Source organism: Streptacidiphilus sp. PB12-B1b (assembly GCF_014084125.1).
Lineage (GTDB): Bacteria > Actinomycetota > Actinomycetes > Streptomycetales > Streptomycetaceae > Streptacidiphilus.
The window spans coordinates 6,487,074-6,513,932 of sequence record NZ_CP048405.1 but is presented as its reverse complement, the minus strand read 5'-3'; the positions used below and the strand labels follow the sequence as shown (position 1 = coordinate 6,513,932).

General features: G+C 69.1%; 20 protein-coding genes and 1 riboswitch. Of the genes, 5 read left to right on the top strand and 15 right to left on the bottom strand.

The annotated features are described in order from the left end of the window. Positions 1–55: 55 nt before the first annotated feature. Positions 56–1,225: a hypothetical protein gene (locus GXW83_RS28260; protein ID WP_182445877.1), complete on the top strand. Its 1,170-nt coding sequence runs from the start codon at positions 56–58 to the stop codon at positions 1,223–1,225. Between the two features lie 134 nt (positions 1,226–1,359). Here the strand turns inward: GXW83_RS28260 and GXW83_RS28255 are convergent, their stop codons facing one another. The 7 genes from GXW83_RS28255 to GXW83_RS28225 form a co-directional block, all read right to left on the bottom strand. Continuing rightward, a complete protein-coding gene (locus GXW83_RS28255) occupies positions 1,360–1,644 on the bottom strand; it encodes a hypothetical protein (protein WP_182445876.1) in 285 nt (94 codons plus the stop codon). Positions 1,645–1,728: 84 nt separating this feature from the next. Then, the gene (locus GXW83_RS28250) at positions 1,729–2,301 is read right to left on the bottom strand and encodes a DUF6262 family protein (RefSeq protein WP_225447298.1); all 573 of its coding nucleotides are present in this window, start codon (positions 2,299–2,301) and stop codon (positions 1,729–1,731) included. Continuing rightward, positions 2,298–4,913, bottom strand: coding sequence for a site-specific integrase (locus tag GXW83_RS28245; RefSeq protein ID WP_182445874.1), 2,616 nt, complete (start codon positions 4,911–4,913; stop codon positions 2,298–2,300). The genes GXW83_RS28250 and GXW83_RS28245 overlap by 4 nt, the downstream gene beginning before the upstream one ends. Further along, positions 4,910–6,094, bottom strand: a complete 1,185-nt coding sequence (locus GXW83_RS28240) for a tyrosine-type recombinase/integrase (RefSeq protein ID WP_182445873.1) — start codon at positions 6,092–6,094, stop codon at positions 4,910–4,912. Before GXW83_RS28240 ends, GXW83_RS28245 begins: the two co-directional genes overlap by 4 nt. 105 nt (positions 6,095–6,199) lie before the next feature. After that, a complete protein-coding gene (locus GXW83_RS28235; protein ID WP_225447297.1) occupies positions 6,200–6,442 on the bottom strand; it encodes a hypothetical protein in 243 nt (80 codons plus the stop codon). A 179-nt stretch (positions 6,443–6,621) separates the two neighbouring features. Next, positions 6,622–8,073, bottom strand: coding sequence for a hypothetical protein (locus tag GXW83_RS28230; RefSeq protein ID WP_182445871.1), 1,452 nt, complete (start codon positions 8,071–8,073; stop codon positions 6,622–6,624). Then, entirely contained in the window at positions 8,070–9,983 is a 1,914-nt protein-coding gene (locus GXW83_RS28225; protein WP_182445870.1) for a DEAD/DEAH box helicase family protein, read from the bottom strand. Before GXW83_RS28225 ends, GXW83_RS28230 begins: the two co-directional genes overlap by 4 nt. A gap of 449 nt (positions 9,984–10,432) precedes the next feature. Here GXW83_RS28225 and GXW83_RS28220 point away from each other — a divergent pair, with 449 nt between their 5' ends. Both GXW83_RS28220 and GXW83_RS28215 read left to right on the top strand, forming a co-directional pair. Then, a complete protein-coding gene (locus tag GXW83_RS28220; protein ID WP_225447296.1) occupies positions 10,433–11,305 on the top strand; it encodes a hypothetical protein in 873 nt (290 codons plus the stop codon). Then, positions 11,290–14,784: a DEAD/DEAH box helicase gene (locus GXW83_RS28215; protein ID WP_182445869.1), complete on the top strand. Its 3,495-nt coding sequence runs from the start codon at positions 11,290–11,292 to the stop codon at positions 14,782–14,784. Before GXW83_RS28220 ends, GXW83_RS28215 begins: the two co-directional genes overlap by 16 nt. A 271-nt stretch (positions 14,785–15,055) precedes the next feature. Here the strand turns inward: GXW83_RS28215 and GXW83_RS28210 are convergent, their stop codons facing one another. The 4 genes from GXW83_RS28210 to gcvT form a co-directional block, all read right to left on the bottom strand. Then, complete coding sequence (locus GXW83_RS28210) at positions 15,056–16,444, bottom strand: L-serine ammonia-lyase (protein ID WP_182445868.1); 1,389 nt, start codon at positions 16,442–16,444, stop codon at positions 15,056–15,058. A 138-nt stretch (positions 16,445–16,582) separates the two neighbouring features. After that, positions 16,583–17,851 (bottom strand): serine hydroxymethyltransferase, encoded by a 1,269-nt coding sequence (glyA, locus tag GXW83_RS28205; protein ID WP_182445867.1) that lies wholly within the window; start codon positions 17,849–17,851, stop codon positions 16,583–16,585. Between the two features lie 25 nt (positions 17,852–17,876). Further along, on the bottom strand, positions 17,877–18,254 hold the full coding sequence (gene gcvH, locus GXW83_RS28200) for a glycine cleavage system protein GcvH (RefSeq protein WP_182445866.1): 378 nt from the start codon (positions 18,252–18,254) through the stop codon (positions 17,877–17,879). A gap of 110 nt (positions 18,255–18,364) precedes the next feature. Then, the gene (gene gcvT / locus GXW83_RS28195; RefSeq protein WP_182445865.1) at positions 18,365–19,522 is read right to left on the bottom strand and encodes a glycine cleavage system aminomethyltransferase GcvT; all 1,158 of its coding nucleotides are present in this window, start codon (positions 19,520–19,522) and stop codon (positions 18,365–18,367) included. A 171-nt stretch (positions 19,523–19,693) separates the two neighbouring features. Continuing rightward, positions 19,694–19,809: riboswitch (glycine riboswitch) on the bottom strand. Positions 19,810–19,957: 148 nt separating this feature from the next. On the opposite strand from gcvT, the gene GXW83_RS28190 reads away from it, so the two are divergent. Then, positions 19,958–20,707 (top strand): enhanced serine sensitivity protein SseB C-terminal domain-containing protein, encoded by a 750-nt coding sequence (locus GXW83_RS28190; RefSeq protein WP_182445864.1) that lies wholly within the window; start codon positions 19,958–19,960, stop codon positions 20,705–20,707. 130 nt (positions 20,708–20,837) lie between these two features. Next, positions 20,838–21,596 carry an enhanced serine sensitivity protein SseB C-terminal domain-containing protein gene (locus tag GXW83_RS28185; protein ID WP_225447295.1) on the top strand — a complete coding sequence of 253 codons (759 nt, stop codon included), beginning with the start codon at positions 20,838–20,840 and terminating at the stop codon, positions 21,594–21,596. A gap of 158 nt (positions 21,597–21,754) precedes the next feature. Here GXW83_RS28185 and GXW83_RS28180 read toward each other — a convergent pair whose 3' ends face one another. The 4 genes from GXW83_RS28180 to GXW83_RS28165 all read right to left on the bottom strand — a co-directional run bounded on the left by GXW83_RS28180 (position 21,755) and on the right by GXW83_RS28165 (position 26,825). After that, positions 21,755–22,822 carry an ABC transporter ATP-binding protein gene (locus GXW83_RS28180; RefSeq protein ID WP_225447294.1) on the bottom strand — a complete coding sequence of 356 codons (1,068 nt, stop codon included), beginning with the start codon at positions 22,820–22,822 and terminating at the stop codon, positions 21,755–21,757. 26 nt (positions 22,823–22,848) lie between these two features. Next, positions 22,849–23,919 carry an ABC transporter ATP-binding protein gene (locus tag GXW83_RS28175; protein ID WP_182445862.1) on the bottom strand — a complete coding sequence of 357 codons (1,071 nt, stop codon included), beginning with the start codon at positions 23,917–23,919 and terminating at the stop codon, positions 22,849–22,851. 85 nt (positions 23,920–24,004) lie between these two features. Beyond that, entirely contained in the window at positions 24,005–24,997 is a 993-nt protein-coding gene (locus tag GXW83_RS28170; protein WP_182445861.1) for an ABC transporter permease, read from the bottom strand. 151 nt (positions 24,998–25,148) lie between these two features. Then, positions 25,149–26,825, bottom strand: a complete 1,677-nt coding sequence (locus tag GXW83_RS28165; RefSeq protein ID WP_182445860.1) for an ABC transporter substrate-binding protein — start codon at positions 26,823–26,825, stop codon at positions 25,149–25,151. Positions 26,826–26,859: the final 34 nt, after the last annotated feature.

Below are 26,859 nucleotides of genomic sequence, written 5' to 3'. Positions count from 1 at the left end.
GTGAGAGCCGTCCAGTTGGACGAGTTGAGCCTGTCGCTATTTGGGCGGAGAGATCATGTATTTTGCCGCAGGGGCGATCAGTGACCTGATCGAGTGGTTCAATGCGAACGCGAATTCAGAGAAGATACTCTGCTTATTCGTACCCAAGGATCCAGAAGACGAAAAACTGCTGAGTGACCTATTTAATGCGAGAGGGGTAATTAGTCCCCAATTGAGAGAAATAGCATTTTGCCTCTTCTCCAGCCGGGCAACCATGGACGAGTTGCGAGCTCGAACTCCCGATTGGTCAGACTATCTATTCGTCCCAGGGTTGATCAATGTGCACAACATGCCTGCGCAGTGGCGCAACTGGCGGCGAGTTAACCCGGCCCGGGCGGAAATGATCCCCGCGTATGTGCGCGATGAAGTACTGCTGCGTTCGCAGGCTATCTCTGGCGAGATCGTCGAATATTTCCAACTCGACGACACGGAACCGCCGTTCCTAGTATTCGTCATCCGTGACGACCTAACTCCCTTCGTGATCCAGACCAAGGGGAGCGCAAGCCTTGCAGCGATTCGTGAGCTTTTCAATGATCTTGACCGCGTGGCAAGTATGATCAATCGGTTCAGTATGCTGAAAATTCCTGCTCTAATAGCAGAGCGACAGGGAATTATGGTGCGAAGAGCTAGAATGGAGGCGGACCTCCAAATCCACCATGCGAGCGCCGCACGGGGGCTCATGGCGGCTGCCGCCGCCTCATCGAGTTACGGCCTAGACCAGGTGATCAGGGGAATCGATCCGAGTGCGGCGCACCATCTCTTCCGATACCTGGGCTTGCATCATAAAGACAAACGGCCGCTGCCTGTCCTGCCAGCAACTCGGACTGCTGCGGCGGCTGCAATACTGGACCCTCCTGTTCACGCGGCATTCCGTGAAGTAGTTAAAGCTGGCAAAATACGACGGAAAGTCGAGATTGAAATCGAAGAACTTGACTCCCGGGTGGTGCGGATTGATCGAAAATTGAGCCGCAATTCTCTACTCGGAGACCTTCGTACGGTAGAGGATGAGATCGATGCGGTCTGCGCAAAATATGAGAGAAAGTTTAAGCGTGCAAGCCACTATATGACGCTGCGGCGATTCATCACGCTACTTACTGGCGCGGCAACGGCTGTCGAAAGTGTGACCACTTCGATTGGGTCAACTGTGGACAATATTGCCAATGGACTGCCTCGAACTCTGGACTAGGCGGTCCTGGTGATGTGCGGTGCGCTTTAGGTGCGCGGTCCCCAAGTTGGTCCCAGCCGGACACTGGCCCGTCAACAGATCTGCTTTCGATGATCAGCTGAGGGCTTCACCAAAGCCGCTTAGCGTTCTAGCGACTACTGGTGAAATGGGGGCCAGTCGATGGCGCCTGCGGAGCGGAGCGATTGGCCAAACGGAGTCCAGAGCACGATCACGCGTTCAGCCAGGATCGGCCATGCCTCGTGGAGCCAGTTCCGGCTGTAGAGGTCGTTGGTGTACTCCTCGACCATGTCGTCGTAACCGTCCTCGACCTTGCCCACGAGCCAGGCCCACTTGTCGACCATCTCCTGGACGGTGAACGCCTTGCGCCAGCCGCGTTGATGCAGGACCTCGCCTGCTGCCTGCTCGTTGTGGGGCTCCATATCCCGGAGCCTGGCATACCGCACGGTCGTTGACCAAGGGTTTCCCTGGTCAACAGACCTGATTGAGCGGCACTCCTTGGGCGGTCAGGTGGCGGCGACCTGGGCTTCGAGGTCGGCGACGCGGCGGTCCTGGAAGCGCAGGTTGGAGCGGGCGGCCTTGAGGCGTTCGTCGAAGGACCGGTTGTCGGCGGTGAGCTGGCGGACGCGTTGCTTGAGGGTGGTGTTCTCCGTGGTGATCCGCTGGATGGCCTCCTGGGTCCATTCGGCTTCCAAGTCGCGGACCTGTCCTATGAGTTCGCCGATGCGCGTGCGCTGGGTGAGGATCTCGGCATGGGCGGCTTTGAGGGCGTCCTCGGCGTTGAGGGCCCGTTCGCGCCAGGTCGCCTCGCGTGCCTCGTCCTGGTCGGTGACCAGCTGGGCCCGGCGTTCGCCGGCTTCGGCCGTGGCGGTGGCGACCGCGGCTCTGGCGTCGGGGTGGTCGTAGAGGAAGGTGCGGGAGACGTTGGCGCGGCGGGCGACGGCGGCGACGCTGAGCTGGGTCTTCTCGCGGCGGAGCCGGGTGATGGCGTCGCGGACCCGTCCGAGGGCAGCCTCGGTTGTGCGGTGGCGGGCGGCGAGGGCGGCGGCCGTGCGCGGGTCGGGGACGGTGGTGGTCACGCGCATTGCTCCTGTTCGTCGGTGGTGTCTTCGGCCTGGGCCTGTTCGTCGCCGACGGGCTCGGCGAGGTCGGTGGCGCGAAAGGCGGTGGACCACACGCGGTGGAAGTAGTCCTGGGGTTTGCGCAGGTCCAGGGCGAGGGCATCGTCGAGGAGGCCGAGGCCGGCCAGGGCGCTTTCCAGACCGTCGATGGCGCGGGCGGTGGGTTCGAAGTAGCGGTGGAGGTAGTCGGCGGTGGCGTCGTCGGGGGCGCCCTCGGCCAGGAGCCGCCACTGTTCGCGCTTGCGACGCCAGTAGAGGAGGTCGGCCCCCGACAGGACGAACTTGTCGCAGTTGTGGCAGTCCAGGTTCCAGGGGCAGGCGCCTCCCTCGACGACGGGCTGGAAGGTGCAGAACCCGCCCTCGGCCGGGGTGCTGCGGCGCGAGAGGTCGATCGCCAGGGCCTGGGCCTGCTCGCGGGTGAGTGGTGCGGCGATCCCGGCCAGGAGTTCGCCGGGGTTGGCGGTGCCGGGGCCGGCGACCCAGACGCGCTGGAGTACGTCGTCGAGGTCGGACTGGGTCAGGTGGACGTAATGCTCCGCCATTCGATCACTGACCTGTCCCATATATCGGCGGATGTGGGTCAGGCTGGCCCCGGCCCGCAGTAGCCGGGTTGCCAGCGTGTGCCGGGCTTGGTGGGCGACGTAATGGCCGCCCAGGTCGAGGTCGGTGATCCAGTTGCGCAGGCCGGTATGGAACCAGGTGTAGGACAGGGCGCGATGGCCGTCGGGGTTGAGCATGTCGGTGGGGAACAGGGCCAGGTGGACGCGCTCGGCGGGGGTGGGGGCGCGGCCCGCGTGGCGGTCGGCGAAGCGGGCCAGGGTCTTGCGGCGGCGTTCTTCAAGGCGGTCCATGAGCCGGTCGGGGATGCGGATGGCCGCGTTCAGGTTGCCGACCTTGGTCTGGTCGTGCCAGAGCACGGGCATCCCGCCGTAGCGGCCGATGCAGTCCAGGTGGAGCTGGATGACCTCGTTGGCGCGCCGGCCGGTGATGATGATGGCCTCCCACATATCCCGCAGGCCGCGGTCGTGCGGGTCGTGGTCTTCGGCGAGCTGCCGCAGGTTGCTCTCGTCCGCGAGAGCGCGGGCCACCTCGTCGGGGAAGGGGTTGCGGCTGCGGGGCGTACCCGGGCCGCCGACCGGCATGGCGGTGATGAAGGCGCGGTTCAAGCCGATTCGCTCGGCGCTGCCGTTGTCCAGCGCGCCGCGCAGCACGGACCGGCCGTAGTTGAGCACCAGCCGACGCATGTTCTCGGTGACCTTCGACTTCTTGCCGTTCAGGCGGGCCTGGCCGCGGAAGGCAAGGCCGAGACGTTCGCGGTTGCGCAGGTCAGCGACGAAGCGGTGGGCGTGTTCCTCGCGCAGTGCCCGGGGATCGTGGCCGCCGTCCGGTGCCTCGGCCTCCAGGAACGCGCTCAGCTCGGCGCCCGCGCGGCGTTGGTAGTCCACCGGCTGGGCGCTGCGCGGGCAGGAGGGCGAGCGCAGCACGTCGGCGATATGGTCCCACAGCAGGTCGCGCAGCCACCGCTGGGAGACGCAGGTCAGGTCGATGTAGCTGGAGCGGTGGGGGAAGCGCACTCCGAAGTGCTCGGTCTCGATGTAGCCGGCATCGCGGGTGTCGGAGGGGCTGAAGTAGACCTTCCGCAGGGCTTCCTGCATCTCCTGGACCATGCGCTGGTGGTAGTCGCGGTGGAAGTCGGAGGGGTCCAGGCCGGCCAGGGACGCCACGTCGCGACGCTGGCACTCGTCCGCGAGCGACTGCACCCACGTCAAGTTCCACACGGCGGTGGGCTGCAGGCGGTGGGCATACATGCCCCATTGGAACTCGGCCCGCAGTAGGGGCCGCAGGCCGCGCAGGTAGATCCGCCCGGTGCGGTGCACCGGCAACTGCGCGCGGCACCAGGAGCGGAAGGCGATCTGGTCGTCGATGGAGATGGGGACAGGTCGGTCCTGCCGCTCGAAGGTGGCGAAGTAGTTCTTGGGCAGCCGGGCTCCGCCCGGACGCCCGGCCCGGATGTAGCCGCGCTCGTGCGCGCCGCACAACCCCAGCGGCGAGGAGGCCAGTTCGTCGCACACCTCCGTGCGGCACTCGCCGTAGCCCGGGCAGGGCTGCTGATCGGCCAGCCACCGCTCGAACTGCCCGTCTTCCTCGCTGGCGCCGGGGTGCCGCTTCAGGTAGCCCAGCCACCGGTTGCGGTGGCGGAAGCACAGCACCAGGCGCAGGCTGAAGGCCGGTCGCTGCGGGCAGATCCGGCACATCATCTCCTCCGGGACGTCGGACGCCGCCAGCGGCTCTGCCCCGCGCAGGAACTGGGCCCGGCTCATCCCGCTGGCCTCTGCCTCCTGCCACTGGCCGGCGTGCACCGAGCACATCGCGTAGCGCTGCCAGCGCGGCCGTGCGCAGTCGGGGACCGTGCAGCTCCACGGATAAACCGGGTGGGTCGGCGGGATCTTCAGGACCCCGCCACGCAGTACCGGGTCGAACTCGGGCCCGTTGATCAGCACGGTGAGCACCTCCAGCCGGTCCCGTTGCGTGCGGGCATCCTGCCGGGGAAGGAGGGAGGGCGCGGTCACTGGGCGCCACCCCAGACCGTGCGCAGGGCGGCGTCGAAGGCATGGTCGTGGATGTCGACATGCCCGTAGACCTCGTCGACCATCGCGGCCGAGGCCCAGCCACCGGCGTCCCGGGCGATCAGCAGGTTGCCACCGGCCGCGTCGAGCACCGCCGAAGTGAAGTTGTGGCGGAAGGCATGGGGCTTCACGACGCCGAGCCCGGCGCGCTTCCCGGCGCGGCCGAGCATCCGGCGGGCCCCGACCGGCGCCCATGGCTGCCCCGAGTTCTTGCCGTGGAGCTGGATCAAGAGCATGCCGTGCCCGGCGGTTTCGCGCGGGTACTCGCCGCCGGTGAGGTACTCGAAATAGGTGTGCACCATCGCCGGGCTGACTCGCTTGATCAGTCCGCCGGTCACTGTGCTGCCGTCGATGCGCCAGGGGAGCTTGGTCTTTGCCTCGGCGCGGTTCGGGTTGCCGGGGCGGTGGCAGACGTGGACGTGCGGGGCGCGGCACTCCCCGCAGGCTGCGTTCTCCCGTAGGTGCAGGTCCACCAGGTGCAGCCCGCAGAGCTCGCCGATCCGCAGGCCGCCGTCGGCCAGCCAGGTCACCACCAGCCGGTCGCGGGCGGCGTTCACCACCGCCAGGAGCTTGTCCCGTGCACCGTCGGGGAGCATCTTCGGGTGCCGACGGCGCGGCCGCGTCGGCGCGAGCGGGTTGGTGGGCAGGGAGTTCTTCACGTGCCCCAGGAACGCGCGGCGCCGGTCCGCGCGCGTGGGCAGCCGCGAGGTGTCGAGCTTCTTGCCGAGTTCCCCGTTCACGCCCAAGGACGACTGGTGCAAGTAGAAGCCCTTCAGGCAGGCCGCCGCGGTCGACAGCGCCGAGCGACCGTAGGGGCGCTTGCCGGTTCGCCACGGCTCTCCGAGCGGCATGAGGACCTCGGCGCCGACGATGCCCATGTAGCGCTCAAGGTCTCGCAGCACGACCTTCTCGAAGGCCAGGCACTCGCGCTCCAGCCACCGCAGGTGGTCCACCAGGTAGTACGCGTAGGTCCTCTGCGTCCCTGACCCGTCGTGCACGCGCAGGAACCGGTCCGCCTCCGCGTGAAGACTGCCCTCGGGCCACACGATCGTCCACGACCGCCGCCCGTCCTTCCGCTCGATCTGCTGAACCCTCAGGTCCCCGACCACCACTCGCCCTGCCACTCGTCCTCCGTACCGACTCCGGAACATGACGGGCGCTCCGGACACGGTCGGTAAACGAGCCCGCGACGCCCAAGTCACAGACCCAGACGGACATCACGGGCAGCACTACCTGCGGTCGGTAAACTCGATGACCACTGGCGCGTTGTTCTCGTCCAGACCCAGCGTGTCCACCCGGCCCCGGTGCCACCGACCCGTCGTGTACTCCGACGCCACGAGCCGGATGCCCAGCATCTCCTCCAGCCCAGCCTCGACCCGAAGCTGCAGAGCGCGCTCCAACCGCACCGTTGATCCGCGCAGCTCCGACTCACGACCGTCGCTGCCTCTCCGGAACACCCGCAGGTCCGTCATCGTCATTCCCTCCCCGTGATCGTTCGGGGAACCCAATCAAGAAGAGCCGCGCGATATTCCGGATCCGCAGAAGCACGCCAGCGCCCGGAACGGCACAGGCCCCGACCGGAGCGGGGGCCTGTGCTCAATCTCATCGTCCAGGTCGCAACAAGACCCACGGCGGCGCTTGCCGGGGTGTCCTATACGGCACGCAGATGCGCCGTCGGATTGACGATCAGCGCGGCCAGTTCGTTGACCTGCTTTTGGAGACCAGCCAGCTTCTCGCGGAGATCGTCATCCGCGACGGCGATGAGGTCGTCAGGATCGATCGCCTCAATGCTCTTCGCAGTGCTACTCAGCGCCTTGGAGAACCTGGTCCGCTGCTCGCGGGTCTGAATCTCCGGATCTGCCTTGACCACCTCAGCAGCGATCCCCTGAACGGCCTCGTAAGCCTCTGCAACCTCTTCTGATGTGGCGTGGGGGTCTTCTACCACGGCCAACAGCTTGCTGGCTGTGTCCTTCGCCTGCTTGGGAAGATCGAGCACCTGACCGGCTGCACTCTTCACCTGCCCGGTGTCGACGACGTGCCGCACGTACTCGGCACGCTCCGCCTTCCTGGACTCGACGGCCGTCTCCTTGCGGAAGACAGGGTCGTGGGCAATCGTGCGCGCCATCGTGGCCCGCAGATTGCCGTCGCTGCGTGAGCGCTCCAGGAGTGCTGAGTACGCCGCCTCGGCTGTGCTGGTGTCGGCGATGATTGCAGCCTTCATGGCACCTGGGCTCTTGGCCGCGTTCACCACCTGCCCCATGCTCAGCCCTGCTTCTACCGCAGCGGTCTCCAAAGATTCGGCGCGCTCGGAGTTGACGCGGCCCGGGACGAAGCAAGCCGCCCAGGTCTTGGCGGCGGGCAACGGCACGTGCATGCCGGGCTTGAGCTGGTCGAAGGCAGGGAGACCATGCCTCTCGATTCCCTTCTCCCACGCCCGGTAGTACCGCATCACGCGATCGGTGCTCCAGCCGATCCGGCGGCCGAACTCCGTGGGGGAGACTTTCCCAAGATCATCGCGTTCGCGACGATCTTGCTCGGAAAGCGACCCTGGCTTGCTCTTGATGATGTTCCGGGCGACTTTGAGCGCCCAGACCCAGCTGCCGGACCGACCCACTGACCGCAGCTCGAAGGCGTCGCGGTCAACGGGGTCGGCGAGATCGAGGTCGGGCTCGTCACTCTGTGCGAGGGCCACCGGGTCGTCAGAAGGGTCGCGCCAGAGCGGATCCTGCGAGGGCAGCACACCCGATGCGCGCTCTGCCGGCTCATTCCAGACGTTCTTCTCGGCCTGCTGGAACTCGGCTACCGGGCGCCCGAGTAGGTTGGCTACCAGGTGCGCGGTCTCGGTGTCGTCGGCGACCAGGCGCATCAGCTCTGCGACGCTGTACCCCAGGCCCTTGGTGGGCTTCGCGGTGACGAACGACTCGAAGGACGCATGCGTCACCTGCTCGCCGCGCGGGGTAGTGAAATTGCGCCAGGAATCTTCTTCGATCACCTGCCGAACCAAGCCTGGGACAGACTCCATGCCGTTCATGGTGGACCGCATAGACGAGCTGAGCGCGTTGACCAGCACCGCGTTTCCGTTGGCGTTCTCCGTTGCGTTCACTTCTTCTGTGCCTCCTTGATCGCGGCGTCGAGCATCGCCAGGCGCTTCTGAAGCTGCTCCATCGTCGCGGTCTTGACGACGTTGCCGAGGGACTGGTTCAGCTCCCCGTTGATGTGTTCGTAGGGGCGGTTGGTGAGTGCCGAAAGTCGGCCAGCCTTGCGGTGGATGAGCCTGCGCAGAGACTTCTTTTGGTCACCGAGTGGTTCAACATCGGTGTCTGCGCGCTGGCCGGGGAGGGCATTTCCGTTGAGGAGCTGGGCCGATGTGAGCAGGCCCGCCACCCACTCTGCGGTCACTGAGGGCGACGTCGGCCCGGCCATCGCCATGGTGCGCTGGGCGAAGTCCAGCTGTTCGGGGGTGAACTGGGAACCCCCGGCGATCGTCACGTGGTGGGTTGCGACAGATGAGCTCACCGTTTCGTAGGCCGGGATGAGCGTGTCGCCCTGGCCATGGGTGTCCTGCATCTCGCGGATCTGCTTCTCCTCCTCGGCGAGCACCGCATCCACCATCTTCTCGATGTCCTGCGCGAAAGCCAGGAGGACAGCTATGGAAGGGATGAACAGCCGAGCCGTCGTGGGGTCTTCGTCGCCGCGCATGCGCACGAAGCGTCCCACGACCTGGGTGAAGAACATCTTGGTGCGAACCCGGGAGGCGTAGACGCCGACACCCAGGCGTGGGATGTCGACGCCTTCGGCGATCATCTGTACGGCGACGATCCAGGGGGCATTACCCCTGGCGAAGTTCTTGATGATGTCGGAGGCGTTCGGCTCGTCCGAGATGGCGACCGGGACCTGAACTCCGGCGATCCGTTCGAGGATCGCTGCGTACGCGGTGGCGGCGAACTGGTCGCTTGCGATCACCAGGCCACCTGCGTCGGGGGTGTCGATCCGCATCCGCAGGAGGGCTTCATGTGCCTCCTGGAGGACGGACGGAATCCAGGCGCCGGTCGGGTCGAGGGCGGCCTTCAACGCCGGGGGAATCTCGTCCTTGTCAGCATCGCTCAGGTCGACCTCGGTGACGGCCAGTTGCCCCGACCTGCGCCACTTCGACTTTCCGTCCCAGGCCGGGAACACGGCCGGACGCACCACGCCGCCGTCGGCCAGTGCCATGCCGTAGTCATAGCTATAGCTGGGCACGGCCCGGCGGGTCTCGTCATACGCGACGAACGGGAGCGGCTTGCCGTCGGTGCGGAACGGCGTTCCTGAAAGCAGTAGCCGCCGTGTGGCGCTCTCGAAGGAATCCTTGAGGGCATCGCCCCAGACCAGGCCGTCACCGTCGCCGGCATGGTGGATCTCATCGAAGATCACGAGGGTGCGCTTGCTGGCGCACAGGCGCTTCCACAGCAGCGGGGCGGATGCGATGGCCTGGTATGTGGCCACGACACCGTCGAAGTCGGAACCGACCGCGCCGTTCTTGTTCTCGAAGAGGTGATCGAGCTTGATGCCCACCCGCGCCCCAGCCTCGGCCCACTGGCGGCGCAGGTGCTTGGTGGGGGCGACGACCACGATGTTGCTGATGGTGCCGCGGCTGATCAGGTCCTCGGCGATGGTCAGCGCGAAGGTGGTCTTTCCGGCCCCTGGGGTGGCGACGACCAGGAAGTTCGAGTTCTCGCCGCCATTGCGAGAGTGGTAACGCTCGCGTGCTTCCTGCTGCCAGCTTCGCAGACCGGAGGAGATCGCCATGGACCTGTTTCCCTTCTTCAAGTTGCAGCTCGGGCAGGTCGCGCGTCCGTTGATCACATCGGTCGGGCCGCCTTCGGACCAAGGTTCGATGTGGTCGCCGTGCCATCCGGGTTCCAGCTCCTGGCCGCATTCGGCGCACCGTCCGTCTGCGGCGAGGAACAGAGCGATGCGCTCTTCACCGTTGAACGAACGACGGCGGTCGCGGGACCCTTCGGGAATTCCTGCCATAACGTCGCAGAGTAGCGGCCGGGTACGACAACCGGTGCTCCATCAACCGAAACTGACGAACAGACACAGTGAGGGACGCCGCCAGCTGACTCCCGGGTGGGTCGCGCCGCGCTGTCCGCGTGACCGTCTCTTACCGCCCGGCCACTGCGCTAGGCCGAAAGGATGAGCTGGTTCCGGTGTGCACGCGAGGACTCCCCCTTGCGCAGGGATTAGGTATCGCCACCGCTTCCTCAGCACCGTCTCGATGGGGTGGAGTGCACCATGGAATGAAGGCCGCTCCCTGCGATCTCTGCTGACGGTTACACTGCGTGACCGTCGGAGGCACGCGGACCGCTCCAACACCGCGGTCGACGGGACGCAGGAAACGGCCCTGCTGCTGCTCATGCTCGATAGGGTGATCCCGTGTCGCCGCAGGCTCGGCACCAGGTCAGGAGCGGAGGTGGGGGTGGGTGTCGGTACCTGCGCTCAAGGCGATGGAGCGCGCCCAAGCCGCTGGCGGCCGCCTTGTGGACCTCACCCGGCGGGAGGGTCGCGGCCTCACACAGGTTTGCCCGTGGGACTTGGTGGAGACCATCGGGCAGGAGCCCGAGGACCGCGCTGCAGCAGCATGGATCGTCGCCGACGAGATCATGCGGGCCCGCACCGATCTTGATAATCGCGCCTATCAGCTCTGGCGCGACAGCGTCCTGGTCGGCACCCCACTGGCTGGCCTCGATCACGCGCACGTCCTCTTGTACGCCGGTCCGGTGTTCGAGGCCAACGACCCCACTGGTGTTACCGGCTACGTGGGGGAGTGGCTCTGGTACCTCTCGACCCGCGACCTTGCCCCCGAGCCGGGGCGCAGCGTGGAGATTCTGGACCCGCCCTCGTCAACGGTGACCGACAGCGGTCCCGACGGGCTGCTGATCCACCGTGTGCCCGGCAGCGATCTGGGGTTCGTCTTCCGATTGTGGGAGATGAAGAAGTTCACCGCCGAGACGACGAAGCCGAGCGACACGATCCGCAAAGCGTGGCAGCAGTTGAATGACTGGGGAGCGCGGTACCTGGGGCAGATCTCGTGGGGTGGGCGGGAGCTCGCCCCCGACACCCGGGGGTTCGTCAGTTCGATGGCGCGGCAGTGGGTGGAGGCGAAGGAGTCGAGCAACGGCGGTGTCAGCGTGGCTCTCGACGCCGCGGATACCCCCGCCACGGCCTTCGACCGCTCTCACAAGCACTTCACCACCCACACCCACGATGGGGCACTGCAGGGAATGGTGGTGGCGATCGACGATCTTGAGGACTTCGCGAAGACCGTGAGGGGGTACGTGTGGAGCGCACTCTAGACCCGGAGGTGCTCGCCTCGGCGCTCGGCGAGTACCGGGTGGGCGGGGTGCTGCCCAGCGCCCAAGACCTGCTCGCGGCGATGACCGAGTTGGAGGTCGCAGCGTTCCGCGGTGAGCGGGAGATCCGGGACGAGACCCTCGCCACAGCGTGGTACCTGCACGGGCTCGCCGCGCTCGACCCGGAGACTCCCGGCTATGACGCGGTGCGCGTGCGGCGGGCTTTCGCCGCCAGCGCGCACCTGATGGACCTTGCGCTGGGCGACGAACGCCGACCGGAAGCCGAGCGGCTCCAGATCGCCTTCGCCGCCCAGGCCGGGTACCGGCGCAGTGAGCAGGACCCGAATGCCACCGCCGTCTACCATCGGGTCCGCGCCCTCGTCGATATCAGCGGCGAGCTCCGCCTGCACATCGGCACCTTGGCGGTGGAGGCCGGCGTCGTCTTCCTCGGCTTCGACCGCCCGAAGCTGGGCCGGGCGCTGCAGGTGTGGCGGCGGCAGCTGCGCAGGGTGCGGGCGGTGATGCGCCGAGAGTCCCTCGCAGGGACCATGTACGGGCCGGCGGAGGCTGTCGTGGAGGCGATCTTCCACCTCTACCAGTTCCTGAGTTTCGGCGAGGAGTATGAGCTGCTAGCCGCGCAGCGGCTGCTGCTGGACGTGATGACGGAGACGGTCGGCCGGGGCGACCGGCTGGCGCGGTGGGTCGCCGCGCACCTGCTCCAGTTGAGTGGGGAGATGGCGGCCAGCAGCCTGTACCAGCTGCTCCCACCGGGCACCCCCCCGGCAGTGGCGCGGAGCTTTGCGCTGTCGAGGCCCCCGGTGATGACGCTCTGGCCGCCGCAGCGCCAGCTCCTGAAGCTGGAGCGCGGTAACCCGCTCGACCCGGCGACGTCGCGCAGCCTGATCAGCGTGCCGACTAGCGCGGGCAAGACACTGATGGCCCAGCTGGTGATCTGCTCGCACCTGGCGCAGCGTCCGGGGCGGGTGGTGTACGTGTCGCCGATGCGCAGCCTGGGGCGGGAGATGCGCGGGGCGCTGAGGGGCCGGCTGCGGGTGCTAGGGCGGCGTCTGGCCGCGGAGCAGCCGGAATTCCCGCTCGGCCGGTGGGCCTCGTCGGCCGAGTCGGACGGTGGGGACGTGGAGATCGTCACCCCTGAGCGGCTCATGCACATGATCCGCAACAACACCGGCGATGCGCTGGAGGGCGTCGGGCTGGTCGTCGTCGACGAGGCCCACCACCTGAGCCAGGGGCGGCGCGGCTTCGTGCTGGAGAGCCTGCTCGCGCTGCTGCAGGTCCGCAGCGGCATCCGGCTGGTGCTGCTGTCCGCGGCGGTCGGCAACAAGGGCGACATCGCCTCGTGGCTCGACCCGCAGCGTCCCGAGCGGGAGGTCTACTTCACCGACACCTGGCGGGGCCCTCGCCGGATGCACGGCCTCATGTACCCGAACCTGATGGTGGAGCGGGCCGAGCTGGCGGAACGGCCGGCGACGGCGAAGCGCCCTTCGCAGGTGATCGCCACCGTGCCGGTCGAGAACCTCCTCGCCGTCCGGCCGACCGCCTCCTCCACCATCGCCCTGCTGACCACCGGCGAGGTGGGCACCCGGCGCTACCCTGGCCGTGACCCCGGCCGGTGGAAGGCCAGGACCGCCCTGTCGGGCGGGATCGCCGACTACAAGGTTTTCGCCGCCGGCGCCGCAGAGCTCACCTCGGCCGGCAGCGTCCTGATGGTCGTCGGCACCAGGCGGGCAGCCCGCGACACGGCGCTCGCCATCGCCGAGCGCCTGCCTGAGCGGCCCGAGGCCGCCGTCCTCACCGACTACCTTGCCGACACCCTCGGCGAGGAACACCCGCTGGTGCGATGCACCCGGCACGGCGTCGCCTACCACCACGGTGCCCTGCCCGAGGACGTCCTCCACGCCGTCGAGGGCGCGCTGCGCCGCGACGAGCTCCTGGCGATCGCCAGCACCAGCACCCTCACCGACGGCGTCAACCTGCCAGTGCGCACCGTCATCGTGCACCACAAGGTCGACGGTGACCCGCTCGCTTACGACAGCCAGCGCGCCCTGTCTCCCGCCGAGCTCCTCAATGCCATCGGCCGCGCTGGGCGGGCCGGCCGGGAAAGCGAGGGGTGGATCCTCCTGACCCGCCCCTACCCGCCCCGCCCCGCAGAGTTCGACGCCCTTAACCCCGACCCGGAGCAACTGCGTGTCGTCTCCACACTGTTGACCGACGAGGCACTGGCCGATCTCGCAGCCGCCGAGAACACCTTGCGCAACAACGCTGACGGCATCTTCGCACTGGCGGACGGCACCGCTGCGGACTTCGTCTCGTTCGTCTGGCTCGTCCTCCATCTGCACGCTTCGTCATCGGCGCCGCAGGGTGCTTCCCTCGATTCCATGTACGCGCTGTTCGCTCTGTCTCAGACCGGCAACAGGCCGACCGCCAACCGGTGGATCGCCCTCGCTAACCAGGTCGTCACCGTGTTCTACGACACCGATCCTGCGCCAGCCGGCCGGTGGGCTGGAACTGGCACCAGCCTGGGGTCTGCTCGCCAACTCGACTGGCTCGCGGATTACCTGGCCACGTGGCTCAACATCACGGGAGAGGACCAACTCGCCGAACCGCAGGAATGGTCGCTGCAGCGCACCCTCGACTTCCTCACTGAGCACCAGGTCTTCGATCGCCTCCTCAGTAGACTCCCAGAGGTCAACAAGACCTGGAGCTTTAAGGACAAGGAGACTCGGGGCGCGGAGATGACCGTCCCGATTGCCCCCGCGCTCCGGGAGTGGATCTCCGGCGCACCCATCCCTGATCTCGCCCGCTCCTGGCAACCCGCTATCCCCACCGGGTGGGCGCTCGATCAGGCAGTACGTAACATCAGCACCGCCTTCGGTCACGCCCTGAGCTGGACTGTCGGCGCCCTGATCAACCTGGTCAACACCAGCCCTGCACTCTCCCCCATCGCCCCGAGGCTGAACACGCACACTGCCTGGCACATCCGCCACGGCGTCGACACCGAGCAGGCGCTGACCCTGCTCACCTCCGGTATCACCTCCCGTCGCATCGCCCACCTCCTCGGCCGTGACGCCGCCCGCCTCGGGTACCGGTCGAGCGCGCTGCGTCAGTGGACCGCCCAGCACCACATCGACGGCTGGACGGAGCACTACAGCGCGGGCGAGTTCGAGGTCCAAGACCTCCTCGACTACGTCCGTACTCCCTCCGATCTCATCAACCGGCTACTCGACGACCGTGCCGCGGCCACCCCGCTGACTCGGCTCGTACCGGGGACACCCGCCGGGCCGGTCTCCGTCGCACCGCCCAGCGAGAGCAACCCGACCATCCGCGTCCACCGTGACCGGCGCCGGGTGGCGACCGTGCCAGCTGACCGTCACCTTGACGTCCTCGCGATGCTCGACAGCGGACTCGACCTCGACCACCACCTCCACGACGGCCAGCTCGTCACCACCCGGCGCACCCGGTAGCGCCGCGCCGCTGTCGGCCGGATTCGGGCGGTGTGACCAGAACGGATGAACGGGCGGCGGCCCGTGACTACGGTCACGGGCCGCCGCCCGTTGGCTCGCTTGCGGAATGGGCTATGGGCAGGTCAGGCCCAGTGCACTCGGGGAGCCGCTGGGGACTTTTCGGGGACTTTCTGCTTCGTCTGGGGGACTTTTCGGGGACTTTTCGCGGTGCAAGCAGGGAAGCCGCTGACAGCTCTGAAAGAGACGAAGCCGCAGATCAGGGTGTGTTTCGTCAGCACTCGATGACGTTGACCGCGAGGCCGCCGCGGGAGGTCTCCTTGTACTTGACCTTCATGTCGGCGCCGGTCTCCTTCATGGTCTTGATGGCCTTGTCGAGGGAGACGTGGTGGCGGCCGTCGCCGCGCAGGGCCATACGGGCGGCGGTGACGGCCTTGACGGAGGCCATGCCGTTGCGTTCGATGCAGGGGATCTGGACCAGGCCGCCGACCGGGTCGCAGGTGAGGCCGAGGTTGTGCTCGATGCCGATCTCGGCGGCGTTCTCGACCTGTTCCGGGGTGCCGCCGAGGACCTCGGCGAGGCCGCCGGCCGCCATGGAGCAGGCCGAGCCGACCTCGCCCTGGCAGCCGACCTCGGCGCCGGAGATGGAGGCGTTCTCCTTGAAGAGCATCCCGATGGCGCCGGCTGTCAGCAGGAAGCGGACGATGCCGTCGTCGTCGGCGCCGGTGATGAAGTTCAGGTAGTAGTGCAGGACGGCGGGGATGATCCCGGCCGCGCCGTTGGTGGGGGCGGTGACGACCCGGCCGCCGGCCGCGTTCTCCTCGTTGACGGCCATGGCGTAGAGGGTGACCCACTCCATGGCGTTGGCCGGGCCGATGCCCTCGGTGCGCAGGGCGCGGGCGGCGGGGGCGGCGCGGCGGCGGACCTTGAGGCCGCCGGGGAGGATGCCCTCGTGGTTCATGCCGGCGCGGACGCACTCCTGCATGACGTGCCAGATGTCCAGCAGGCCGGAGCGGATCTCGGCCTCGCTGCGCCAGGCCTTCTCGTTCTCCAGCATCAGCGAGGAGACCGACAGGCCGGTCTCGGAGGTGAGCCGCAGCAGGTCGGCGCCGGTGCGGAAGGGGTAGCGCAGGACGGTGTCGTCGGGCTTGACCCGGTCCGCGCCGATGGCGTCCTCGTCGACGACGAAGCCGCCGCCGACCGAGTAGTAGGTCTTCTCCAGCAGCGGGGCACCGGTGTGGTCGTAGGCGCACAGGGTCATGCCGTTGGCGTGGTACGGCAGGGACCGGCGGCGGTGCAGCACCAGCTGGGTGTCGGCGTCGAAGTCGATCTCGTGGTCGCCGCTGCCGCCGAGGTCGGCGCCGAGCAGCCGCAGCCGCCGGGTGGCCTTGATCCGCTCGACGTCGAGGTCGGCCTGGGCGATGTCGACGGTCTGCGGGGAGTTGCCCTCCAGGCCGAGCAGGATGGCCTTGGGGGTGCCGTGGCCGTGGCCGGTGGCGCCGAGCGAGCCGAACAGCTCGGCCCGGACGGAGGCGGTCTGCGCCAGCACGCCCTCGGACTTCAGCCGGCGGGCGAACATCCGTGCCGCGCGCATGGGGCCGACCGTGTGCGAGCTGGAGGGTCCTATGCCGACGGAGAAGAGGTCGAAGACGCTGATGGCCACGGGAGACGCCCTTGTCTGTGGTGGGGGGAGTACGTGCGGCGGGGCACCGGCCCACGGTCCGGTGTGCGCGGTGCCCCGTCCATTGGCGACCGTACGCCCCTGGGGTGAGGAGCGCCGGTCCGGCGGTGCAGGGCCGGGTTACAGGCCCGGGTACAGCGGGTGCTTGGCGGCGAGCGCGGTGACGCGGGCGGCCAGGGACTCCCGGACGGCGTCGTCGAAGGACGGCTTCAGGGCCTCCGCGATGATGTCGGCGACCTCGGTGAAGTCCTCGGCGCCGAAACCGCGGGTGGCCAGCGCCGGGGTGCCGATCCGCAGCCCGGAGGTGACCATCGGCGGGCGCGGGTCGAACGGCACGGCGTTGCGGTTGACCGTGATGCCGACCGAGTGCAGCCGGTCCTCGGCCTGCTGGCCGTCCAGCTCGGAGTTGCGCAGGTCCACCAGGACCAGGTGCACGTCGGTGCCGCCGGAGAGCACGGACACGCCGGCCTCGGTGGCGTCGGCGCGGGTGAGGCGCTCGGCGAGGATCTGCGCGCCGGCCAGGGTCCGCTGCTGGCGGTCCTTGAACTCGTCCGTGGCGGCGACCTTGAAGGCCACGGCCTTGGCGGCGATCACGTGCTCCAGCGGGCCGCCCTGCTGGCCGGGGAAGACCGCCGAGTTGATCTTCTTGGCGTACTCGGCCTTGGAGAGGATGACGCCGCCGCGCGGGCCGCCGAGGGTCTTGTGCGTGGTCGTGGTGACGACGTCGGCGTAGGGCACGGGCGAGGGGTGCAGGCCCGCCGCGACCAAGCCGGCGAAGTGCGCCATGTCCACCATCAGCAGCGCGCCGACGGAGTCGGCGATGCGGCGGAAGGCGGCGAAGTCCAGCTGGCGCGGGTAGGCGGACCAGCCGGCGATGATCAGCTGCGGCTGGTGCTCCTTGGCGAGGCGCTCGACCTCGTCCATGTCGACCAGGTTGGTCTCGGGGTCCACGTGGTACGCGGCCACGTTGTACAGCTTGCCCGAGAAGTTGATCTTCATGCCGTGGGTCAGGTGGCCGCCGTGGGCCAGGTCCAGGCCCAGGATGGTGTCGCCCGGCTTGATCAGCGCGAACATCGCCGCGGCGTTGGCGGACGCGCCCGAGTGCGGCTGGACGTTGGCGTGCTCGGCGCCGAACAGGGCCTTCACCCGGTCGATCGCCAGCTGCTCGACCACGTCGACGTGCTCGCAGCCGCCGTAGTAGCGGCGGCCCGGGTAGCCCTCGGCGTACTTGTTGGTCAGCACCGAGCCCTGGGCCTCCAGAACCGCCACCGGGGCGAAGTTCTCGGAGGCGATCATCTCCAGGGTGGACTGCTGGCGGTGCAGCTCGGCGTCCACGGCCGCGGCGACCTCGGGGTCGAGCGCGTGCAGGGACTGGTTCAGAACCGTCATGTTTGCTTCCTCGGAGAGGTCGGAGTCAGGCGCCGGTGAAGGCGGAGTACTCGTCGGCGGTCAGCAGGCCCTCGGGGGTCCCGGCGAGGCGGATCTTGAACAGCCAGCCCTCGGTGAAGGGCTCGGAGTTCACCAGCGACGGGTCGTCCACGACCGCCTGGTTGGCCTCGACGACCTCGCCGGAGGCGGGGGAGTACAGGTCGCTGACCGACTTGGTCGACTCCAGCTCGCCGCAGGTGTCGCCGGCGGTCACGGTGTCGCCGACCTCGGGGAGCTGCACGTAGACCACGTCACCGAGCGCGTCGGCGGCGAAGGCGGTGATGCCCACGGTCGCCACACCGTCCTCGACGGCCGTCAGCCACTCGTGTTCCTTGCTGTACGTCAGGTGCTGGGGGTTGCTCATGGTGGCGATTCTCCAGGATCAGGGGGTGGCGGGGCGAAACGGCCCGGCCCGCGGCGACCGCTGCGGCCGGACGGGCGGGGCGGGGGTGACGGGAGGGTACCCGACCAGTGTCAGCGGGCGCGCTTGTAGAACGGCAGAGCCACGACCTCGACCGGCTCGTGCGTCCCGCGGACATCCACCGCGACCGGGGTGCCGGGCACGGCGTGCGCCGCGTCCACGTACGCCATCGCAATCGGCTTGCCCAGGGTCGGCGAGGGCGCCCCGGAGGTGATCGAGCCGATGACCGAGCCGTCGGCCGACACCACCGACATCTCCGCCCGCGGCACCCGGCGCCCGGCCGAGACCAGGCCCACCAGCACCCGCGGTGGCTGCGCCTGGGCCTGCTCGGCGGCCTTCTCCAGCGCCTCACGGCCGACGAACGCGCCGCCGTTGGTGGTCTTGTCGAAGCGGACGACCCGGCCCAGGCCCGCGTCGAAGGGCGTGAGCGAGGTGGTCAGCTCGTGCCCGTACAGCGGCATGCCCGCCTCCAGGCGCAGCGTGTCGCGGCAGGACAGGCCGCAGGGGACCAGCCCGCGCCCGGCGCCGGCCTCGGTCAGCGCGGCCCACAGCGCCTCGGCGTCGCCGGGGGCGACGAACAGCTCGAAACCGTCCTCGCCGGTGTAGCCGGTGCGCGCCAGCAGCGCCGGGCGCCCGGCCACGGTCGCCGGCAGCGAGGTGTAGTACTTCAGGCCGGGCAGGTCCGCGTCGGTGAGCGGGGCCAGGATGGCGGTGGCCTCCGGGCCCTGGACGGCGAGCAGCGCGAAGGCGTCGCGGTCGTCCCGGACGGCGGCGTCGAAGCCCTCGGCGCGGGCCGTCAGCTCGTCCAGGACCAGCTGGGCGTTGGAGGCGTTGGCGACGACCAGGAACTCCTGCTCGCCGGTGCGGTAGACGATCAGGTCGTCCAGGATGCCGCCGTCGGCCGCGCAGATCATGGTGTAGCGGGCGCGGTTGTCGCCCAGCGCCGAGACGAAGCCCACCAGGGCGTGGTCCAGCAGCTCCCCGGCCTGCGGCCCGGTGACGGTGATCTCGCCCATGTGGGAGAGGTCGAACAGCCCGGCGCGGGTGCGCACGGCGAGGTGCTCCTCGCGCTCGCTGCCGTAGCGCAGCGGCATGTCCCAGCCGGCGAAGTCGGTCATGGTGGCGCCGAGCGCGCGGTGCACGGCGTCCAGGGCCGTGTGGCGCAGCGGCTGCGCGGACGAGTCGGGGCTTTCGGGGCTTGACGACGTCATGGAGGAACTCCTCGGTGCTCTCGGTCGGGCACATGCAGGGCATGCTGCGGCAGTCTCCCCCTCTGTCGCTGCAACCTGAGAGCTTCACCGCGGGCCCGCGTGGCGGACGGCTGCGGCTTGCACCGTTGGTGGGCCTGCCCGGACGCCGGGCCTGCCACTTTCCAGATGTGCCTCGCCCGTGCGGTAGCTGTGCCTGAGAGATTCCGGGGAAGGCTTGCTCCTTCGGCGCCGACTGCGACCCCGGCCCCGGGGGGCGGTGGTCGGCCTGGCTCTCCCGCGCGGGTTCGAACGGCCGGTGTGAAGTTGTTCGTCGCGCTCATCATGGCACGGAGGGCCGACACGGCGCACGGGCCGGGGCACGGGGCTCCGGCTCCGGCACCGTCCTCGTTATCCTGCTCACTGCCGGTACCGACGTCGCAGAACGGTGGTAGGACCATGCAGCACCCGGGGATTCCGGCGCAGAACGGCGCGGGCGGCTGGCCCGCCAACGAGTTGGAGCGGGTGCTCACCGCCGCCGTCGGCGACCCCGGCGCCACCCCCCGGGTGGTGGAGGTGCTGCGGCGCAGCCATGTGTGGCTGCCGCTGCCGGGCGGCCCGACCCGGGACGGCGCGACCCTGGACCTGCCGACGACCGAGCTGGCCGGGCAGCCGTTCGTGCCGGTGTTCAGCTCCGAGGAGCAGTTCCGGCTGATCGCCGGGGACCTGCCGTTCGCGGTCGCGCCGGTGCCGGAGCTGGCCGAGGGCATGCCGCTGGGCGTGGGCATCGTGGTCAACCCGGAGGGCGCGGTGGGCATCCCCATCCCCGCCGCCGGCGTCCCGGAGCTGCGCAGCCCGGAGGTCCGCGGCGGCACGGCCAGCCGACTGGGGCTGCGCGTGCCCGGGCCGCACGAGGACCCGGTGGAGTTCCTGGTCGCGGCGATCGGCGAACTCACCGCCACCCCGGTGGTGCTGACCGCGCGCCGCGCCCTGGTGCAGGTCGAGGCCGACCAGGAGAAGCTGTACGTCGGCGTCGAGCTGGCCCGCTGCGAGCCGGAGGACCAGCAGGCGGCGACGCTGGCCCTGGGCCGCGCCCTGGGCGCGGTGCCGCTGCCCTGGGAGGTCGGCATCGTGCTGCTGGACGCCGTCCGCGACCCGCTGGTCGACTGGATGCTGAGCGCCGTACAGCCGTTCTACGCCAGGGGCTAGCGGGATAGGCTGAGCCGTTCTCCGGCGGCGCCGGGCAGGCGGTCACCGCGCGGGCACGGCGGGACGGGCGGCACGGGCGGCACGGCGGGACGGGCAGGGCAGGACACCGGGGGAGAGGGCGGCACAGCACGTGGTCCAGGCAGGTGACGGTCGCGCCGTCGAGCAGGCCCTGCGGGGCGTTGCCCCGGGGCGCTACGAGGCGTACGAGGAGCTGCTGCGCGCCCTCGCCGAGGGCCACGTGTGGATGCTGCTCTGGTACGGCGAGCCGGGCCGTCCGGACGCCCAGTACGGGAACATGGAGGTCGGCGGCTTCGGCTACGCGCCGTGCGTGACCTCCGCCGAGCAGCTCTCCGCCAGCGGCTGGACCCGGGCGCACCAGCTGACCCCCGGCCGCGAGGTCGCCGCCTCGCTGTACCGGGAGCGCTGGGGGCTGTGGCTGAACCCGCACCAGCCCGGCGGCGGTGTCGGCGTGCCCTGGGCGGACCTGCGCCGGGTCGCCGGCGGCCTGGACCGGCTGCCGGCCGGTCCGCTGCAGATCACCGACGCGGGGGTGGCCGCGGACGCCTTCTACGCCGCGCTGGAGCAGGCCGCGCACGGCGCCCCGGCGGTGCGCACGCTGCGCAGGGCCTGGGTGCGCCCGGCCTGGGGCGAGCCGTACCTGGTGATCGGCCTGGAGCTGTACGACGCCGGTCCGGCGGCGGTGGAGTCGGTGCGGCTGATGATGGAGCAGGCGCTGCCGACCGCCCCGGAGGGGGTGGCGGTGTCCACGGTGGCGATGTCCGACCCGTACGACCCGGTGGCGCTGTGGCTGCGGGTGCGGGCGGTGCCCTTCTACGACAGCGAGGCCGTCGGCCGCCCCGGCTACGGCTACCCGCAGCCGCTGCGCTGACGCCCGGCAGGGCGGGGCGCCGAGCGCGGCTGCGGCGCCGGACCCGCGCAGCAGAAAGACGGCGGGCGGCAGAAAGACGGCGCGCCGGGCCCGCGTCCTCCCGCAGTCGGGAGGAACGGGCCCGGCGCGCCGTCGGTGTACCGGGGGCCGGTCGGGGCTCAGGACTCCGGCGCGACGACCTGCCGGACCTCGGGGAAGTGGCAGGCGGCCTGGTGGCCGTCGACCGAGTCGCCCAGCTGCACCAGCGGCGGCTCCTGGCTGGCGCAGATGTCCTGCGCCTTCCAGCAGCGGGTGCGGAAGCGGCAGCCGGAGGGCGGGTTGATCGGGCTCGGCACGTCGCCGGTGAGCCGGATCCGCTCGCGGCGGGACTCGCTGTCCGGGTCGGCCTCGGGCACGGCGGAGAGCAGCGCGTGGGTGTACGGGTGCTGCGGGCGCAGGTAGAGCGTCTCCCGGTCGGCGATCTCGACGATCTTGCCGAGGTACATCACCGCGACCCGCTCGGAGAAGTGGCGGACCACCGCGAGGTCGTGGGCGATGAACACGAAGGCCAGGTTGAACTCCCGCTGCAGGTCCTGCAGCAGGTTGACGACCTGGGCCTGGATGGAGACGTCCAGGGCCGAGACCGGCTCGTCCGCGACGATCAGCTTGGGCTTGAGCGCGAGCGCGCGGGCGATGCCGATGCGCTGGCGCTGGCCGCCGGAGAACTCGTTCGGGTAGCGGTTGTAGTGCTCGGGGCTGAGGCCGACGATCTCCAGCAGCTCCTGGGCCCGCTTCTTGTGGCCCTGCTCGGGGTTGATCCCGTTGAGCTTCATCGGGGTCTCGATGATGGTCCCGACCGTGTGCCTCGGGTTCAGCGAGGAGTACGGGTCCTGGAAGATCATCTGGAGGTTCTGCCGCGCCTCGCGCATGGACGACACCCGCTTGTGGGTGATGTCCTCGCCGTCGAAGCGGATGGTGCCGTCGGTCGGCTCCAGCAGCCGGGTGACCAGGCGGCCGGTGGTCGACTTGCCGCAGCCGGACTCGCCGACCAGGCCGAGCGACTCGCCCGCCCTGACCGAGAAGTCCAGGCCGTCCACGGCCCGGACGGCGCCGACCTGGCGCTGCCAGACGATGCCCTGCCGGATCGGGAAGTGCATCTGGAGGTTCTTGACCTCCAGCAGTGCGTCGCCGTCCGCTGCGGGGGCCGCCCCGTCGCGCGGGGCGGGGACGGTGTTGGTGGTGCTCACGCCATGCTCCTGTTCGTCCGCGGCCGTCACTTGGCGAGCCGGTCGGCTGCGCTGCGGATCTCGATCTTGCTGTCTCCGTCGAGGTGGCAGGCCGCGATGTGCTTGTCCGTGCCCGGCACGGGCAGCAGCTCCGGCCGCTCGGTGACGCAGCGGTCGTCCGGCACCCGGTCGCGGTACTCGCAGCGCGGGTGGAAGGCGCAGCCGCTGGGCAGGTTGATCAGGCTCGGCGGGGAGCCGGCGATCGGGTTCAGCCGGACGTTGACGTCGCCGCCCAGGTGCGGCATGGACTGCAGCAGGCCCCAGGTGTACGGGTGCTCGGGGGCCTTGAGGACGTCCCGGACGCTGCCGTACTCGATCCGGCGGCCGCCGTACATGACCAGGATGTCGTCGGCGATCTCGGCGACCACGCCCAGGTCGTGGGTGATGATGATGACGGCCGAGCCGAACTCCTGCTGCAGGTCCCGGATCAGGTCCAGGATCTGGGCCTGGACGGTGACGTCCAGGGCGGTGGTGGGCTCGTCGGCGATCAGCAGCTCGGGGTCGCAGACCAGGGACATGGCGATCATGGCGCGCTGGCGCATACCGCCGGAGAACTCGTGCGGGTAGCTCTTGGCGCGCTTGTCCGGCTGCGGGATGCCCACGCGCTGGAGCATGTCCACGGCGCGGATGTGGGCTTCCTTCTTGGTCACCTTGTGGTGCACCCGGTACGCCTCGGCGATCTGCGAGCCCACGGTGAAGAAGGGGTGCAGCGCGGAGAGCGGGTCCTGGAAGATCATCGAGACCTTGTTGCCGCGCAGCGGACGCATCTGCTGCTCGGTCAGGGCGACCAGCTCGTCGTTGTCCACCCAGATCTCGCCGGAGACCTTGGCCCGGGTGCCCTTGTGGAGGCCGAGCAGGGCCAGGCTGGTGACGGACTTGCCGGAGCCGGACTCGCCGACGATGCCGAGCGTCTTGCCCTTCTCCAGGGCGAACGACACCCCGTCGACCGACTTGACGAGGCCGTCCTCGGTGGGGAAGTGCACGCGCAGGTCCCTGACCTCCAGGAAGGAGGAGGGTGGGTTGACGGGCACAGTCTGCGTCGAGAGTTCGAGGGCCACTGGTACTTCCTAAGTCGACGGGGGGTCGGGATCGCCGACCCGCGCCGGTTGGTTCAGGCTCGGCTGTTCTGGCTTGGCAGATCGGTCAGGCGAGGCGGACGCGGGGGTCGATGATGCCGTAGACGACGTCGACGACGACATTGGCGAGTACGACGGCCACGGCGGCGAAGAGCGTGGTGGCCATGATGACAGGCAGGTCGGAGTTCTCGACCGACTGGACCGCGAGCGCTCCGATGCCGGGGATGCCGAAGACCGACTCGGTGATGACCGCGGCACCGCCGACGAGGGCGCCGAAGTCCATGCCGAAGATGGTGACGATGGGCGTGATCGCGGCGCGCAGCGCGTGCTTGAAGATCACGCTCCGCTGGGACAGGCCCTTGGCCCGCGCGGTGCGGACGAAGTCCTCTCCCATGGTCTCCAGCATGTTGGAGCGGGTGAGCCGGGTGTAGTAGGCGAGGTAGCCGATGACCAGCGAGGCCCAGGGGAGCAGCAGTCCTTCGAACCACTGGCCCGGGTCCTGGGTGATCGGCGTGTAGTTCGGGGAGGGCAGCAGCTGCCACTTGTCCACGAAGAAGAACTGCAGCACCAGCGCGGTGAAGTAGATCGGCAGCGAGATGCCGAACAGCGCGAAGCCGACCGCGAACTTGTCCACGCCCTTGCCCTTGCGGACGGCGGCGGCGATGCCCAGGCCCACGCCGGTGATCAGGAAGATCACGGCGGAGCCGGCGGCCAGCGAGACGTCGGCCGGGAGCCGGTTCATCAGGGTGTCCAGGACGTTGGAGTCGTCGTGGAAGGAGATGCCCAGGCAGGGTGCGTGGCAGGGGACCGCGAGCGGCCCGTCGCCGAAGGTGCGCCCGGCGAAGATGCCCTTGATGAAGTCCGCGTACTGCACCACGACGCTGTGGTCGAGGCCCAGGGAGTGCTTGATCTGCACGATGCGGTCAGGGGTGCACGCCTTGCCGCAGGCCAGTACCGCAGGGCTGGCCGGCACCGCGAAGAAGATGAAGAAGGTGACGATGCTCACGACCACGATGATGGTGAAAGCGCTCAAGAGGCGTCGAATGAGGTAACGAGTCATGTGGTGCGTGGACCCGACCGTGGTCGGGCCCGCCTCCCTCTCGCTTCGGGCGGCCGGGTATGACCTGCGCGCGGAGTGACGATACGGATGTGGGCTCCGGTCGGCGGCGGTGTCGCCGTCGCCGACCGGAGCGGGGTGGTGCTTGCTGCTGCTACTTCTTCAGGTAGACGTGCGCGAGGTTCATCTCGGCGAGCTCGCTGTCGTTGGTCAGACCGCCGACGTTCTTGCCCTGCAGCTCGTAGAAGGTCATGTAGACCAGCGGGACGACCGCGGCGTCCTTCTGGAGCAGCTGGACGTCCAGCGCGCCCCAGGCGGCGTCGGCCTGGGCCGGGTCGGCCATGGCGTCGATCGCGTCCATCTGCTTCTCGGCGGCCGGGTCCTGCAGCTGCGAGAAGACCTGGTTGCCCTGCGGCTGGATCTGACGGCCGTCGAACAGCGGCGGCAGGATGGTGCTGGCGTTGGGCCAGTCGGCGATCCAGTCGCCCCAGATCAGGTCGTACTTGTTGGACGTGTTGCCGACCGTGTTGAAGTAGGTCGCGCGGTCGATCTGCTTGATGTTGACCGTGATGCCGACCTGCGCCAGGGCGTCCGCGATCGCGGAGCCGACCTTGGCCTGGGTCGGGGTGGCCTCGACGGCGAGGGACAGCGTCAGGTTCTTGACGCCGGCCTGCGCCAGCAGCGCCTTGGCCTTGGCCGGGTCGCCGGCCGGGTTGGTGCCGTACGGGGCGGCGCTGTCCTGGCGGCCGTCGGTGCCCGGCGGCAGGAAGACGGTGGCGTACTGGCCGTAGGCCGAACCACCGAAGGCACCGCGGATGGTCTCCTTGTTGATCGCGTACTCGATGGCCTGACGGACCGCGAGGTTCTTGATCGTGGTGGTGTTCATCGCCAGGTAGTTGGTGCCCGGCGCCGGGATGGCGTGCAGACGCGACTTGAGGGTCGGGTCGTTGACGAACGAGTTCAGGTCGGTGCCCGCGATCGGGTCCTCGATGACGGCGTTCTCGGCGTCGGGGCCGTCCGCCTTCATCAGCTGGTCGATGGCCGCCTGGTCCATGCCCATCTTGATGTCGATCTCGTCGACATTCTGGTTCCGGAGCGGGTCGGTCGCCTGGCTCCACTCCGGGTTCTTGACAAGGATGAGCTCCTTGTTCTGGGTGTAGGACTTCACCTCGTACGGGCCGTCCGAGTACACGTGGGTGTCGTAGGTCGCACCCGTGTCGTGGGCCTTCGGAACCGCCGCGAAGGTGCCCATCGCGGTGGCCTCGTTGAAGTCGCTGACCGGCTGGTTCAGCTGGAAGACGATGGTGCTGGCGTTGGGGGTCTGGATGGACGCCAGGTCGCCGCTCTTGGTCGGGCCCTTGTAGCCCTTGTCGTTGGCCAGCCACTGCTGCGCGTAGGTCGGGCCGCCGGACAGGTCCGGGTCGAAGGTGCGCTCGACGCCGTACTTGACGTCGGCGGAGGTGACCGGCGTGCCGTCCTGCCACTTGATGCCCGAACGCAGGGTGAAGGTCCAGGTCTTGGCGCCGTTGCTGGAGACACCGGTGTTGGTTGCCAGGTCACCGGTGAGGGTGGGCTTGGCGTTGGGGGAGCTGGCGCTCTGCGTCCACCCGGTCAGGGTGCGGTAGATCTCGCGCCCGATGTTCTGGCCCTGGGTGGTGTAGGTGCGGCCGGAGTCGAGGTGGTCGAAGTCGCTGGGCGTGTAGTAGACGAGCGTCCCGCCCTTGCTGACCGCACCTGAGCTGCTGCTGGATCCTCCGCCACAGGCGGTGGCACCCAAGGCGACAGAAATCGCTATCGCGGTCATGGTGACCGTGCGCGTCTTGCGCATCATGAATGGGTCTCCTCTTGGTCTTCTTGGTTGCCCC

Coding starts and splice junctions, on each gene's coding strand:
- GXW83_RS28225 (WP_182445870.1), bottom strand. CDS start 9,983: ATGGCAGGAATTCCCGAAGGGTCCCGCGACCGCCGTCGTTCGTTCAAC.
- gcvH (WP_182445866.1), bottom strand. CDS start 18,254: ATGAGCAACCCCCAGCACCTGACGTACAGCAAGGAACACGAGTGGCTG.
- GXW83_RS28190 (WP_182445864.1), top strand. CDS start 19,958: ATGCAGCACCCGGGGATTCCGGCGCAGAACGGCGCGGGCGGCTGGCCC.
- GXW83_RS28165 (WP_182445860.1), bottom strand. CDS start 26,825: ATGATGCGCAAGACGCGCACGGTCACCATGACCGCGATAGCGATTTCT.
- gcvT (WP_182445865.1), bottom strand. CDS start 19,522: ATGACGTCGTCAAGCCCCGAAAGCCCCGACTCGTCCGCGCAGCCGCTG.
- GXW83_RS28235 (WP_225447297.1), bottom strand. CDS start 6,442: ATGACGGACCTGCGGGTGTTCCGGAGAGGCAGCGACGGTCGTGAGTCG.
- GXW83_RS28260 (WP_182445877.1), top strand. CDS start 56: ATGTATTTTGCCGCAGGGGCGATCAGTGACCTGATCGAGTGGTTCAAT.
- GXW83_RS28255 (WP_182445876.1), bottom strand. CDS start 1,644: ATGGAGCCCCACAACGAGCAGGCAGCAGGCGAGGTCCTGCATCAACGC.
- glyA (WP_182445867.1), bottom strand. CDS start 17,851: ATGACGGTTCTGAACCAGTCCCTGCACGCGCTCGACCCCGAGGTCGCC.
- GXW83_RS28170 (WP_182445861.1), bottom strand. CDS start 24,997: ATGACTCGTTACCTCATTCGACGCCTCTTGAGCGCTTTCACCATCATC.